Source organism: Alkalibacterium gilvum (assembly GCF_900109085.1).
Taxonomy (GTDB): Bacteria; Bacillota; Bacilli; order Lactobacillales; family Carnobacteriaceae_A; genus Alkalibacterium; species Alkalibacterium gilvum.
In genome coordinates this window covers 1-13,641 of the sequence record NZ_FNYW01000021.1, presented here as the reverse complement: position 1 = coordinate 13,641, position 13,641 = coordinate 1, and the positions used below count along the sequence as shown (strand labels likewise).

Annotated in this window: 13 protein-coding genes; 5 read left to right on the top strand and 8 right to left on the bottom strand. The window is 37.0% G+C overall.

Features of this window, described 5'->3' with window-relative positions; genetic code table 11:
- Nucleotides 1-6: 6 nt before the first annotated feature.
- Nucleotides 7-375, bottom strand: a complete 369-nt coding sequence (locus tag BMX83_RS06355) for a DUF2620 domain-containing protein (RefSeq protein ID WP_091634887.1) — start codon at nucleotides 373-375, stop codon at nucleotides 7-9.
- 224 nt (nucleotides 376-599) lie between these two features.
- Here BMX83_RS06355 and BMX83_RS06350 point away from each other — a divergent pair, with 224 nt between their 5' ends.
- Nucleotides 600-1,622: an amidase family protein gene (locus tag BMX83_RS06350; RefSeq protein ID WP_091634884.1), complete on the top strand. Its 1,023-nt coding sequence runs from the start codon at nucleotides 600-602 to the stop codon at nucleotides 1,620-1,622.
- 336 nt (nucleotides 1,623-1,958) lie between these two features.
- Here BMX83_RS06350 and BMX83_RS06345 read toward each other — a convergent pair whose 3' ends face one another.
- The 3 genes from BMX83_RS06345 to BMX83_RS06335 form a co-directional block, all read right to left on the bottom strand.
- A complete protein-coding gene (locus BMX83_RS06345) occupies nucleotides 1,959-3,317 on the bottom strand; it encodes a DUF4301 family protein (RefSeq protein WP_091634881.1) in 1,359 nt (452 codons plus the stop codon).
- 1,192 nt (nucleotides 3,318-4,509) lie between these two features.
- Entirely contained in the window at nucleotides 4,510-5,343 is an 834-nt protein-coding gene (locus BMX83_RS11125) for an N-acetylmuramoyl-L-alanine amidase family protein (RefSeq protein WP_091634879.1), read from the bottom strand.
- 165 nt (nucleotides 5,344-5,508) lie between these two features.
- Nucleotides 5,509-6,057 (bottom strand): sigma-70 family RNA polymerase sigma factor, encoded by a 549-nt coding sequence (locus tag BMX83_RS06335; protein WP_091634877.1) that lies wholly within the window; start codon nucleotides 6,055-6,057, stop codon nucleotides 5,509-5,511.
- A 375-nt stretch (nucleotides 6,058-6,432) separates the two neighbouring features.
- On the opposite strand from BMX83_RS06335, the gene BMX83_RS06330 reads away from it, so the two are divergent.
- Together BMX83_RS06330 and BMX83_RS06325 are read left to right on the top strand one after the other, a co-directional pair.
- Entirely contained in the window at nucleotides 6,433-7,302 is an 870-nt protein-coding gene (locus tag BMX83_RS06330) for a hypothetical protein (RefSeq protein WP_091634875.1), read from the top strand.
- A 153-nt stretch (nucleotides 7,303-7,455) separates the two neighbouring features.
- On the top strand, nucleotides 7,456-7,950 hold the full coding sequence (locus BMX83_RS06325; protein ID WP_091634872.1) for a hypothetical protein: 495 nt from the start codon (nucleotides 7,456-7,458) through the stop codon (nucleotides 7,948-7,950).
- 138 nt (nucleotides 7,951-8,088) lie between these two features.
- Here BMX83_RS06325 and BMX83_RS10915 read toward each other — a convergent pair whose 3' ends face one another.
- Both BMX83_RS10915 and pbp4b read right to left on the bottom strand, forming a co-directional pair.
- The gene (locus BMX83_RS10915; protein ID WP_177170524.1) at nucleotides 8,089-8,256 is read right to left on the bottom strand and encodes a hypothetical protein; all 168 of its coding nucleotides are present in this window, start codon (nucleotides 8,254-8,256) and stop codon (nucleotides 8,089-8,091) included.
- 12 nt (nucleotides 8,257-8,268) lie between these two features.
- Nucleotides 8,269-10,200, bottom strand: coding sequence for a penicillin binding protein PBP4B (pbp4b, locus tag BMX83_RS06320; protein ID WP_091634870.1), 1,932 nt, complete (start codon nucleotides 10,198-10,200; stop codon nucleotides 8,269-8,271).
- A gap of 304 nt (nucleotides 10,201-10,504) precedes the next feature.
- Between pbp4b and BMX83_RS06315 the strand changes: the two genes are divergently transcribed.
- Nucleotides 10,505-11,098 carry a hypothetical protein gene (locus BMX83_RS06315; RefSeq protein ID WP_091634867.1) on the top strand — a complete coding sequence of 198 codons (594 nt, stop codon included), beginning with the start codon at nucleotides 10,505-10,507 and terminating at the stop codon, nucleotides 11,096-11,098.
- 125 nt (nucleotides 11,099-11,223) lie between these two features.
- Here the strand turns inward: BMX83_RS06315 and BMX83_RS06310 are convergent, their stop codons facing one another.
- Entirely contained in the window at nucleotides 11,224-12,447 is a 1,224-nt protein-coding gene (locus BMX83_RS06310; protein ID WP_091634864.1) for a PDDEXK-like family protein, read from the bottom strand.
- Nucleotides 12,448-12,791: 344 nt separating this feature from the next.
- On the opposite strand from BMX83_RS06310, the gene BMX83_RS06305 reads away from it, so the two are divergent.
- Entirely contained in the window at nucleotides 12,792-13,313 is a 522-nt protein-coding gene (locus BMX83_RS06305) for an EcsC family protein (protein WP_342707560.1), read from the top strand.
- Between the two features lie 30 nt (nucleotides 13,314-13,343).
- Here BMX83_RS06305 and BMX83_RS06300 read toward each other — a convergent pair.
- A partial coding sequence (locus BMX83_RS06300; protein ID WP_143059496.1) for a transposase occupies nucleotides 13,344-13,641 on the bottom strand: 298 nt, incomplete at its 5' end.

The following is a 13,641-nucleotide window of genomic DNA, read 5'->3' as shown; positions in this document are numbered from 1 at the left end:
TCTCCTTTACTGATTTTTTTTAAGGATTTCACTTACAATAAGTGGAACAACTTTCTCTTTATGTTGTGCTGTAAAGCCAAATGCTCGTTTACCTGCTTGTACTTCTTTTGCAATTTCTTCATCAGACATGATGTTGCCAGGCATTGAAACAGTTGCAGTATTTTTCCTTCCTATCATTGCAATCGCCATAGCTAAGGCTCCACCGCCACCAGTATTACAAGCCCCAAAGTAGTAGTCTGCTTCATTATTTTTTAATGACATTGCAGCATCCAAATCACTTTTCACTACAACCTCTGCTTTATCACCTACATTTTCCTCAACAAGCTTCGCAACTTCTTTCTTGTCAATCTGTCCACCCACTACAATTTTAATCATAGTTATTCTCCCTTTTTATCATATTTCAATTTACATTTTTTTGTAAATTGATAATTAAAAATATTTACCATCAAAATATATAACTTGAAAATCCGATAATTTTATCCTCCTTTCAATTCAAATCATTTTTAAAAGCGCTTTCTTTCCATTAGTATAATACGAGAGTATCTTTTTTTCAAGGTTTATTTTAAAATTAAATTAAATAATAAAAGGATGGATACACAATGACTAAAGAAATGATAAGAAATTTAGCGAAAAAAACATTCCTCGCATTACAAAACCCCTACGATACTGTAGTAACTACCTATCCACAAGTTATTGATAAAGTGACTGACTTGCCATTTAGTTATATTGGTGTCAAAAATCGTCCAGAAATCCCTTATTCTTTGATTGAGTCTTTTGAATCTACTGGTCGTTATGGTTTACACACAAAAGATACTTATAGCTTGGGTGGTAGAGCCATTGATGTCAGTATTAAAAATCCAATTACGGGTAAGCCTATGACAGGTTCATCGAGCGGCACTGCAATCAATGTTTTGACAGGTATTAACGACTTAGGTATCGGGACAGATGGAGGCGGATCTGTATTAGCACCTGCCATATCACTTAACTTATTCAGTTTTATTTCTCCATCTATATGCAGTGAACATACCAACAAATTCATAAAACACTCAACAGATTCGCATTCTTTTACACCTTCAATTGGATTTATCACAAGAGAGTTTGAGGAATTAAAAATAGCTATACAAACAATCATTTCTTTACCGACTTCTAAGGAAAATACAATACAGAATAAAGTTCTTATAATTAATGATGCAATGAATAATTTAAGGATGCCCTCATATAACTGGGCGTCAACTAAGATTGATCTTAATGCTTCTCGAGAAAAACTTATAAGTTTTCTAGAAAATAACCTTTCACTATATGATGTTATTTTATCTAAAGAAGGTCCTGTAGATTTCCAAGGCCTGGGTGATACTGTACTTGGTCATATGGGACATCAAGCCAAAAAATATCAGTTTAAAGGAAATAAAGGACTTATCAGAGTTGCAAATATGGCTGGTGCTGCTGCAGTATCTATTCCTACTAAAGATCACGCTATATCTTATGTTCTTATATGCAGAGATACACCGTCCAACATACAGACTATGCTAGAATTAGCAGCTAAATTATCATTGAAGCAAGATGATTTACTCAAACGCTACTTCATGAATTTCAATCATTACTTTTCTGATGGATTTAATTGAATTTAAATTATAACTGTGTGTTTTAGCGTCATGAGTTTCGTCGTTTTTATTAGAAACTGGGGACGTAAATGGATTTAATTGACGAGTTTTAACATTTTCAACTAAAACTCATGCCGCAAATGGATTTGGTTGACGAGTTACGGCTCATTTCGATAAAACTCCGTAAGCTAATCGTTTTGCTCACCCAGTTTTGTCATCCAAACTATAAACTCAGCAATTTATGATGTAGCTTTTCGCCCCAGCGAAAAACATCCACTGAAAGATCTGATTTCAAAAACGAAAACACCCGTCCGCCGGATATTAGTCCGGTAGACGGGTGTTTCTTCTATATTAGACTTATTTAGTTTCGCGGTGCCCTTTTCTTAAAAGGTCGTTGACGTTTTTAACGGGGTTAAAGGTTGTGATAGGCACCTCAACGAATAATGTGTTCCAGTTATCCATCGCGCCATTCCAAAGTCCCGGATGCTCCAACGCTTTTAGCGGTCTACCTTCGTGGGTCTTTTCGCTGATAAAGTAACGGCCTTCGTTCGCGTATTGACTTAAATCGAACTTTTCACCCTTATGATCTTTAACAAAACAAACCAGATCAACCGGATTAAAGAATTCAGAATTATTAAGGATCTCTACTTTCTCTTCATCACCCAAATCAATTTCTGACTTCTCACAAATCTGTAGGTCCGTATACTTCCCATTATCAACAACAAAGGGTCCACCACCCGGCTCACCTAGATTCTTAACCATCCCACATACTCTCAGCGGACGATTTAAAAAGGTCAACGCCTTTTCTTTCGTCAACGCTTCTTTGAAATGGATCGTCAGCGTATCGTTAATGAACGTATTGATTTCATCTAAGTCATACGTATCAGATAAGAGGTCCTCGATATAACCATCGATTTTTTTCTTTGTCTCAACACCCAGTGAAGCCAACTCTTTTTTCGAATGAATGGTATCTTCAATCTGACTACGATGACAGACATTATCCACATTTTTAATGAAAATAATATCTGCATCTATATCATTCAGATTGTGTAATAAAGCCCCATGACCACCCGGACGGTAAAAGGTTTCACCATTCTTCAATTTAAACGGCTTGTTTTCCATATCAACCGCCAACGTATTTGTTTCTGGTTTTTGAAAAGAATAAGTAATCTCTAAATGCTCATTCTTTTTCAACAAAGGCTCAACATACTCATTAAACATCGCTTCATGCTCTTCAGTAATCGTAAAATGCAAGTTAACATCCTCTTCATCTAAATACTGCTCGCCTTCAAAAATATGTTCATCAATCGGCGTCGCGGTCCAATCTTCATAGCGATGCATTTCTATCAGCGCTTTAGGGTAGAAGCCGTAATTCAACTCCCCTTCTAACAAGGCCCTCACAATTTTCAAGCGCCCTTCGTGTGTGTCCTTATCCATTGTCTCTGGAGCCAGCGCCTTTTCAATTTCTTCATAAAAAGCGAACGCTTCTAAGTGATCGATAAAACGCATGACAAAATCAGTTTCTATTTCATCTTCCAAATAAGTGTATAAGGCTTTAAACATTCGCGTTGCCGCACCACTTGCTGGAATAAACTTAACACTTTTCTGTTTCAAATAGTTATCTGACACTTTCGTAGGTTTCTGGAGCTCTTCCTTAGTGACCGCCTGGACAACATTAACTGACGGTGTCCCTTTTTTAAATTTCTCGATAGACATGTAACTTCCACTCTCCTGTTTCAATTCTATATATGTAAACACGGGCTTTTAAATAGAACGCTCTCATTTAAAAGAAATCCATCCGCAAATCATTAATATAAATGTATATTTCTCGACATACTTTACTCCTTAAGAATAGCATATCCTAGGCATGATAACAATTGAAACCCCTGTTTTTTACAGCTAATATTTAAGATGAATCGTTACTATAAAGCGCCTAACAAAAGCTGTGATTAACTATTAAATTCGTGCGTTTTCCGAAGAAGTTTCGCGCATATTGCTGGAAACGGCATCCACACATCGTCTAACGTGCCCCGTTTTGTGGTGGTAAATCGAAAGGCTTGAGACTGAGCTGGTATTTTTCGCCGCGGCGAAAAATGTCTACTCTGAGAGATCTTTTCTTACGCAGTTTGAGCGTTACAGGTGAAAACTGCGTAGGCAAATGGGTTAGCTCACGCAGTTTCAAGCTTTTAACACGAAACTGATCCACCTAAGCTATTTGCGTCACGAGTTTTCACTTTCCACAAGAAAACTGATCGCGCTAATTCATTTGCTTAAGGAGTTCTCACTTTTTTCAATCAAACTGCTTAAGCTAATCCCGAAACAACTCTTTCCAGCAAATCCCAATGATGGTATTTTTCGCTGCGGCGAAAAATGTCTACTCTAAGAGTTCTTTTCTTACTCAGTTTGAGCGATGCAGGTGAAAACTGCGTAGGCAAATCGGTTAGCTCACGCAGTTTCAAGTTTTTAACACGAAACTGGTCCACCTACGCCATTTGTGTCACGAGTTTTCACCGTCCACTAGCAAACTGGTCACGCTAAGGCGTTTGCTTCACCAGTTTTACTTTTTTAAAGCAAACTGCGTTAGCTAATCCGAAACAACTCTTTCCAGCAAATCCCAATGATGGTATTTTTCGCTGCGGCGAAAAATGTCTACTCTGAGAGATCTTTTCTTACTCAGTTTGAGCGATGCAGGTGAAACCTGCGTAGGCAAATGGGTTAGCTCACGCAGTTTCAAGCTTTTAACACGAAACTGATCCACCTAAGCTATTTGTGTCACGAGTTTTCACCGTCCACTAGCAAACTGGTCACGCTAAGGCGTTTGTTTCACCAGTTTCCACTCACCGGCCATTAACTGCTTAGGTTAACAAGGCAAGAAATCCCCTACGCGGATTCGCGTAGGGGATTTCTTCTATTTAAGGCTTACGTATATAGGGCTGGCGGTGATGTAGTAGGTGTCGCCTTTGGAATTTTCTACTTGGTATTGCTTGCTGCGGCCAACGGTTCGTTTTTTGATGACTTTGGGGAAGCCTTGTCCCATGGTGAGGTAGCCGTAAACGTCCGCATCACGCCAGCTTGGCTTATTGTAAAAGCGTAATTTCCCAGGGTAGTGGCTGACGAGTTGCTGACTTTTCCCAGGAGTATTTTGCTTTTCACTCTCAACCTTCGTTAACGCAGTGGATCCTGGGCGGCGGTATTGATGACCCGTTGCCACACAGATGCCTTCAATTACTGCTTCCGCTGCCTTGTAGAATGGCGTATCGTCCTTGTAATAATTAACGTCTAGTCTGTTATCGATAAAGCCGTATTCCATGATAATCGTTTCCGTCTTTCCGGTCAGCCGATGCATATAGTAGTAGTCCACACCTTTTTTTATTTCACGCTGGAAGACTCGACGTTTGGGTAAGCCCGTCTTTTTCACGACGCGGTCAACGAGGTCTTTGGCTAAGCCTGACTGGCTGTGGATGGAATGAATGCCTTCCACCCCACGCGCTTGTCCGTTAAAGGCATTGAAGTGATTGGATAAACATAAGTCATACTGGTTTTTGATCCGAGCCACACGTTGAAAAGGTTCCAGTGTTTTGTCCTTCATGCGGGTCATGGCTACCTCTACGCCCAAATCCTTTAAGCGTTTGTACTGGTATAAACTTATTTTTAAGGTCCAATCTTTTTCATAAAAACCAATTCCTTGCGCGCCTGTGTCTTTGCCACCGTGTCCGGCATCGATGATTACTGTTTTTGTCATTGTGTATTTCCTCTTTTCTCATTAAATTTCAGATCGTTATCCTAATTTCTTTTCAAATCCTTATCCTAATTTTAATTTCAAATCTTTGTCCTAGTTTAAATTTCAAATCATTTTCCTAATTCAAAATTCAAATCCTTATCCTAGTTTAAATTTCAAATCCCTGTCCTAATTTCCTTTCAAATCGGTTTTAAAATGCGCTAACTTTTTACTTATGCGGTGCTTCCATTGGTAGACCGTCTTTCTGGACACCCCATACTTTTGGGCAATCGCAGACACACTTAAACGCGAAATCACTGCATCCACCACATACTGTTTCTCTTTTGCATTCAAGCAGGCAAGCATTGCTTGAAACAAGTCGGCATGAACCACTGCTTCCTCGCGGCTGTCTATGAGAAACCGCTCCTCCAATAGGCTGGCATCCGGTAGAGCACACTCCCGTTCACGCTCCTTGGCGGCCTTTCTTAGCTCATCTAAAATCGCCCATCTCACACGTTGGTAGGCAAAACCTGTAAAACGGTAATAGTTCTGTTCATCAGACAAATGATCTGGAAACACCTCATAGGCATTCACGAGCGCCAATCGTCCAATCTGCAGGTAATCCTCAAAATGCGCCTGAGTATAAGCCACGTGACAGGCTTTCAAAACGCCGTAAACGACGGATTCATGCACAAGCAAGAAATCTCCTGCCAACGCGTCTGTTAACTGTCTGTTCATCTTACCCTCTCATCCGAAGATCTTCTTAATCATTTTATACAAGGCCTTGTATGACCCTACTTTACCCCCACAAAGCTTCTCATTCAAAAGACCAACTCACTAACCTTCAGTCCCAATTGGATGTAAATCTATCCCTTTGGCTCAACTCTTTCCTAATAAGGCCTTTAAACCATTCTTTTTTTATTAAACTCTCATAATTTTTCTTTAAAATGCCCTTTTAAGATACCTAATAAAGCACTTTTAAAGCGTCAGATATCAATTATAAATAAAATTTTTCTCATTCTTTTAAAGGTGTATACTTTATACATAACATAGTGTATAATCAAAAACGTAAACGTTTACATATTTTATCACTATCTCGGGAGGAATGAATGATTGGACTATGACGAAAGTTACAAAAGAGACGTCTTTGACCGCTTTAATCTTTACGTGAATGATTCACAGAAAGAGGATGCGACACTTTTTTTGAAGAGCCATCCGCCCGCTTATACTTATGTGCTTAACTTAGCACCAGATACCATGCTCGACCACATAGATTTAGCTATCGAACAAAAATATTTACTGCTGGATCACGAGACCTTTTACATTTATGATTTGTCAAAGGAAAAAAGTACGCCCTATAATTCACTCGTTTTTCAGTTGACTGGTGCCCCGTTGAAGTCCCTGGAGACCACGACGAAAATCATGACGCGTTACTTTAAATATGTCAATGTGGACTACCGTTGGGTACGTCAGTTTGGCCTTGCTTTGAAAATAAAATCCTGTTGTCCCTTTGTGTTGGGGTCCTATTACTTTACGCCTGACCGGGGTGTGGTGAAGCGTTCTGGAAACTGGATTGCCTTCCACCACGTCCTGGACATGCATCCCCACCCAGAAGGCACGCTATTTAATTTCAGTAACCGGCACCAACTCATCACCAAGCAGTCGCTAAAGCATATGACGCATCTGGCCCACCAAACACGGCTGATGGCTGAATCACAGAATAAAATTGCTCGGGAATGGCTAAACTTACAGGAGAAGCAAAAAGGCACCTACAGCACCGACAATATTATTGATCGCCTGTCAACGTCTTCCGTTTTCACCATGGAGACCCCGCCCTTGTCTTCTTGGATGATGACCATTATTTACTACCAATCTATCGGTCTTATTCGCCAAACCTTGGATGAAGGGGATCCTCTAATCGATGACATCAAAAGGCGCCACAAAAAGTATTTACTTGATGATGATCTTTTAGATATCGACTAAACAGATATTTATTAAATAAAGAGTCGCGCATTTTATCCTATTTGATAGTGCGCAACTCTTTTTATATGTCAATGGATAAAATAAAGCTGTTATAATGTGGCATTCCGTTGTACAATAAAGATGAAAACGAAACCATTTAGAAAGGATAAGCCGATGCCACCAAAATTTGAAATGATGTCCTTCTTGAATAAACTCTATGGTGAGATTGAAATCACTGAATTACCAGAAGGAAACTATCAGTATGCCTACACCTTTGATTATGCCGAATACCAAAGAACACTAGAGATAACTTACTTTCCAGAAACGTCAAAAATAACGCTGACTTTACGTTTTCTTGATGACTACAAGGAAATGGTAACCTTCGATGACGATATTGCCTATAAAATCATGATGTATTTGGAAGTCTTTTACCCCATTCCCCATGTCGAAGTAAGCCAAGGCAAGCTAACGCTCAGCGATACCTACACCTTTACCCCTACAAGTTTTGACATTAATGATTTTAGCGAAGCCATAAACACACTAGAACAAATGGCGCGAGAAGTGTCTGACATGGTCAGCCGTAATGATTTCTATGACGACCACTATCAAGACGCCTTATACAGGGGAACGATACACAAGGAAATGTTGAAGGATGACTTTTTGTTTTGATTATTAAATAAAATAAAAACCTATAGAGCTGTCTCTTTGGAACAGTCTTAAACTTGACGACAGTTCTGCTTTAAAAACAACTCAAAAACGGAGAGGCGGGGTTTATGTCCCAGCCTCTCCGTTTTTTTAACTCTCTTTTTATAAATGCCCGTCTGCTTTTAATTCTTCTTGAATTTGTTCAGCCAAAGCAAGGTAGTTGTCCCATGAATCATTTCGAACCGTAAAGCCGGCAGACTTGTAGTCGCCTGTCTCATCGATTGCGGGTAATTCAGACAAATCGAGTAAGTCTTGGGGTTTAAAATCCATAATTTAATGCAGCTATTCTTCGATATCTAGGGCTTTGATTTCATTATTATCTAAGAAATCTTGTATCATATCAGAACCATCTTTTCTTTCATTTAATATATCCACTAAAGCATTATAGGAATGTTTACTTGGTTCATTATCCCATGCTTCAGGTAATTCTTTAATTTGCGCTAATTTTTGATCAACTAATTCGATTAAAAGACTGTCTGATTTTTCAGTTGGGTTATTGTCGTCCATAGCAGTAAATATCAATGAACTGATTGTGCCATAATTACTTGTTAAATATTTATTTCCAAGCATTGTATTTGGATCATTCTCTTTATCTAAAACAGGAGAATTCTTGGCTGATGTCAGTAACACAACAATTAAGTCGTTGCTAGGATCGACTACTGTTAACGTTCCTGTCCATCCAGTATGTCCATATGTCTCAGAGTCTGCCAGTGAAGAAAAAGCCCAGCTATAATTATTAGAAGCACCTTGTCTTCTCCATCCTAATCCATAAGTATCATTTATATCACTTGCTTTAGTGAAATCCTGAACCACTTCTTCACTAAAGAAAGTATTATCTCCATATCCGCCTTTATTAAGCATGACTTGAGCCAACGTTGCTAAATTTTTAGCGTTTGAAAATAGCCCAGCGTGTCCAGATATTCCATCCATAGCATAATACGCTTTTTCATCATGCACTTCTCCTTGAATAGTCTCTGTACGAATATTTTCAAAATCCACTACACCATCACGGGTATTTCCCTGTAATTCAGTAGCCGCAATTTCGTTCTTTTCGAAACCGTTGTCCAATGGATTGAAAGTAAGTTTATCTAACCCTAATGGTTCATAAAAATTTTTTTTGACATACGTGTCTAAGTCATTACCAGAAACTTGTTCAACTATTAAACCTAATAGCATATAATCCACGTCACTATATCGTGTTTCTGTCCCTGGCTCGTATACCAAAGGAGTTTTCAGTATCATATCTTTGGTCGTACTCTTATCTTGCGAAAACAATGCGTTCTCTCCGTCTTCATTCTCCTCTATATCAGTAAAATTATTATTATGATACTGTGGGTCAGCAGGGAATCCAGCCTGGTGAGTCAGCAAGTCTTCTATAGTCATAACATCTTTCCCGGAAATTTCATCAGATTCATCATCTTTAAAGTCAGTGAAATAATCTGACACTAAATCTTCAGTAGAAATCTCTTCTTCACTCACTAGTTTTTGAATGGCGTAATTTGTTGCATACATTTTTGTGTTACTTGCCAAGTCAAATAATGTCTCCTCCGTTACCTCAGCACTTTCATCTTCTTCTATTAGAGTACCATCGGCATTATAACTATTCACATGCCCGTAACTCTCACTTTTTCTAATTTTCCCATCTTTTATTACTGTCAATTGGGCTGAAGTAAATCCATTTTCCATTTCAGACTCAATAATGGAATCAACTAAATCCAATGTTTCATTATCAGTATAATACTCATCATCATCTATAACCGTTGGATAAGAGATTTGAACGTGTACCTGAGGCTCATCTCCTTTAACATCACTAATCTGTATCGAATTATTACCATTGACTGTATAGTCAGAAATATCCAATTGATAAACAGATTCGTTTTCCCACTCATCATTATCAATATTTACCTTCTTACCATTGACGAACAGATTGAAATCAGTCACATTTTCAGGAGACAGTATTACAGTACCCTGATTTTTATAATGATGGAAACTTTTTATTACTGATGGTAGTATCCTTGAACTATAATTATCAGAAGACGTTTCTAATGGAAACGTCGCATCCAATTGTGTATTTTTAGGTTTGTCTTCCACCAGTTCAACCTTTACTGATGAGTTATTGTTTGACGACCCGTCAATTTCTTCTTCGGCACCTTTACAGCCTGACAAAACAAGTGCAGACAAACCTACAATTGAAGTAATTTTTAGTATGTTCATTTATATCCTCCTTAAATTTGTAATTACTTTACTTTTTCATCTTAATCTAAGATTACCAAATGTTTGAAGTAAATCAAGTAAACGCTTAACAAGAAAACTTTATACCTCACAATGAAACTTTAATAATGATTATTTATGAGAAATAGAAGCTAAACTAAACGATATTTAGATTTTTTAAATAATTATAAATTTGTATTTAACCAAACATCCTATCTATCTATAAAATAATCTAGCTTTTTTACTGTTACAGCGCCATCTTTTTATGTTACACTAGATAAATAAACGTAAGAGGAGAAATTATATAATGAACACACAAGCAATGGAAACAATTAAAGCTTTAGAAATCAAAAGCGCTCCTGAGAAGCAAACCTTGGAAGCCGCAAACGAAAGTTATACAAAAAAACAACTAGCTCACTTTATCGAGCGTCATGATCTAGCCATCGCAAAAAGCTGGTTAAAAGACGACATCGTTTCAGCTCTCTCTGAGTGGATGAACAATGCACAAAAAGACGTTTTGGCTAATGATTCAGATCTACTGGCCTTTTATGAAAAAATGTTAGCTTCTGATGAAAAATTAAACCTTTATGGAGACAATATATCAGAAGACGAAGGAAACACATTACTCTCATTAATGGAGTACGGTCTCTTATACAATGTAGACGGCACTGTTTGGGCCCCAGCAGAAGCTGCGGAAACAACTGAAGACGTTGAAGTTAAAACAGTTTCTGAAGAGAAAAAAGAACAGCCAAGCAAAAAACCATCACCAAACACTCAAAGCAAACCAAGACAAGCGACCTCTTCTCTTTCAACAGAAGAAAAACTCGCACAAGAAAAACAAGCACGACTAAAGTACTTAAAAAAACAAGCAAAGAAGAAAAAAGGCAAGAAAAGAAAATAATCATACATAAAGCACGTGCCGATTCAGTTGAAATCAGCACGTGCTTTTGTTGTATAATGAGTTTTTTATTTTATTCACCGATTGTCACAAATAATCATTAGCTTAAGATCTAGCTTCATTCCCACCTATGCACGAATTAAAGGATCGAATTTTTTCTGTATCCGTATGATTTCTTTTTCGATGTTTTCTTTTATTTCAGCAACGACTTGAATCCTATCTTCATCATGAATATAGTTAAATAATTCTGAAATATATTCACCGCTAAACAGAGTCATACGCTTCCTTGAAACAACCCACCAAGTCCAATTGTCTTTATTTTTTCCCTTTCTCTTTTCATTTAACGTTGAAAGTTTTAATGCTACATCATCTCTAACTTCCTCAGAATTAGCTGAATTGAAAGGTATTTGAGTATAAACTGATTTTTCTCTTAATTCAATTTCTACATAATATGATTTTTGATTATTCCAGCCACTCACTAAGTGATCAGGAAAATCGGGAAATATTGTATTTAACTCCTTCAACTGAAAACGCAACAGACGTTTACTGGATTCGTTTTCATCAAAAATGATTTCCCCTTCTTCTGCTAATTCATTCAGAGCCTCCATTATAAAGCTTCGAAGTGTCGATATTCTATCCGGCTTAGCTTCATATATCAAATCAAGTGCGTCTTGATATTCAACGTATATTTTCTGACAAAGTTTCTGTAATTTATCGTCCATTAAAATATCCCCTTTTAACATACTACAGTAATCCTCAATAAGCAGTTTTACTTTAGTACTTAATTCGTATTCATCTAAAATTTTAGAAAGTATCTCTACGACAGCGGTATATGTTACACTACCCCAATCTTTTTTTGAAGGAGTCGTTCCATAAGGATCTACAAAGATAAATAGATTTTGATAATCTGGATAATTTTTCACTACAAAATTTTTGTATTTATTTAGTTGGTGACTCGACTCTGAAGCATCAATTTTATTTTCCAAACAAATAGTTAACTTATTTTTTTCAGAAACTATAAATAGATCGATGTTGTAATGCTCTCTGTAGACCAAGGCATCGTTATAGTCTCCCAAAAAAATATCAAAAACAGAAAGCTTTGTTTGTTCTTGGATAATAGATCGATTTCTTTTGTAGAAATGAACAAGAAATGATTTTAGAAAAGCATCATTCATTTTATGAGAAGCTGATGGATTAAACAAATAAGCTAAGAAGTTACTATGTCTTATTTCTTGTCTTGAGATTTTCAAAATCTCGAATATATTATTATTATCCATCCACGGACTCAACTGCTCCTCAATATCTGACATATTTTCAAGCAGCTTCTCCAGCTTTTTATAATTTTCTTCCATTAGTTATCTCCTTTCAATCTTAATTAAATCAATGCGAAATTATTGTCTTAATCTAATAAACATTATTTACTATTCCTACCTATTTTAAGTTAAAAAGCTATTAAAGAAAAGAGTTTATTAGCTTTCTACTTTACCTATTACTATCATCTTTTATAACAAAAAAAGTTCTTTTGAAAAGTTCTTATGATAGCAAATCAAAAGTTAGTAATATTTTCGGCTCAACTCATTTTAGTTCCAGTTTTACAATATTCTCGGAATCCAACTTTTGTCACTTACCTCAATTAACATTATTTAAAGTGATTGATTCTTAATTGACTTTTCTCCTATACATTTAAAAACAAGTAATATATGATAGAGTTAAACAGAATGAAAATATCGTCTACATTTTTTTAAAGGAGGGACATATGAATAATAAAGAAACAAAAGGCCATGAAATTCTGGAACAAATTTATGACAAGTCTTTAAATGGCATTCCAAAAGTATCAAAGCCACTAGAAGAGTTAGTAGAAGATTATACTAATCGTTACGGTTACACTGATGAAGCAATCGATCGAATGGTAGCAAATCAGTTAAAGAAAAACACGCTTAACGGATTTGTCTCGGGTTTTGGTGGTTTTTCCACTATGGCAGTAACATTGCCTGCAAATGTTACTTCTGTACTTTATGTACAGATGAGAATGATCGCAGCAATCGCCTATATCAGAGGTTATGATTTAAATGAAGATACTGTACAGACGTTTGTTTATGCTTGCATGATTGGTAAATCATCGGCTGATATTTTTAAAAAGGCTAGTGTACAATTTAGCAACAAACTGGGGAACGTTGTATTAAAGAAAATTCCTGGCCGTGTACTTAGTGTTTACTGAACAAGTACTAAATTGATAAACCGACGAGTTTTAAATGGAAGACGCACGAAAAAAACTCCTAAAGTTTCGATCAAATAAAGCGCGCAGAAAGTTTCTTTGAATTTTGGATAAATTCAAAGAAACGATTGCTAAAGCAATCGTTGAAAAGGTCGTTTCGGCTAGACGTGTTCGAATCATTCCCAGCCCATGGCAGCGTTTGGCTAAGCTGAAGTCGCGCTCAACTTGGATACGGTCTCGATTATCTTTGTATTCAATCGTCTTGTCCACACGATCGTCTTTTTTGGGTCTCCCCAGTTTGGGTCCAGACAAGCGAATATGGTATTTTTTG

Excerpts from the sequence above, each read along its gene's own strand:
- BMX83_RS06355 (WP_091634887.1), bottom strand. The coding sequence starts at position 375 with ATGATTAAAATTGTAGTGGGTGGACAGATTGACAAGAAAGAAGTTGCG.
- BMX83_RS06350 (WP_091634884.1), top strand. The coding sequence starts at position 600 with ATGACTAAAGAAATGATAAGAAATTTAGCGAAAAAAACATTCCTCGCA.
- BMX83_RS06345 (WP_091634881.1), bottom strand. The coding sequence starts at position 3,317 with ATGTCTATCGAGAAATTTAAAAAAGGGACACCGTCAGTTAATGTTGTC.
- BMX83_RS11125 (WP_091634879.1), bottom strand. The coding sequence starts at position 5,343 with ATGACAAAAACAGTAATCATCGATGCCGGACACGGTGGCAAAGACACA.
- BMX83_RS06335 (WP_091634877.1), bottom strand. The coding sequence starts at position 6,057 with ATGAACAGACAGTTAACAGACGCGTTGGCAGGAGATTTCTTGCTTGTG.
- BMX83_RS06325 (WP_091634872.1), top strand. The coding sequence starts at position 7,456 with ATGCCACCAAAATTTGAAATGATGTCCTTCTTGAATAAACTCTATGGT.
- BMX83_RS10915 (WP_177170524.1), bottom strand. The coding sequence starts at position 8,256 with ATGGATTTTAAACCCCAAGACTTACTCGATTTGTCTGAATTACCCGCA.
- pbp4b (WP_091634870.1), bottom strand. The coding sequence starts at position 10,200 with ATGAACATACTAAAAATTACTTCAATTGTAGGTTTGTCTGCACTTGTT.
- BMX83_RS06315 (WP_091634867.1), top strand. The coding sequence starts at position 10,505 with ATGAACACACAAGCAATGGAAACAATTAAAGCTTTAGAAATCAAAAGC.
- BMX83_RS06310 (WP_091634864.1), bottom strand. The coding sequence starts at position 12,447 with ATGGAAGAAAATTATAAAAAGCTGGAGAAGCTGCTTGAAAATATGTCA.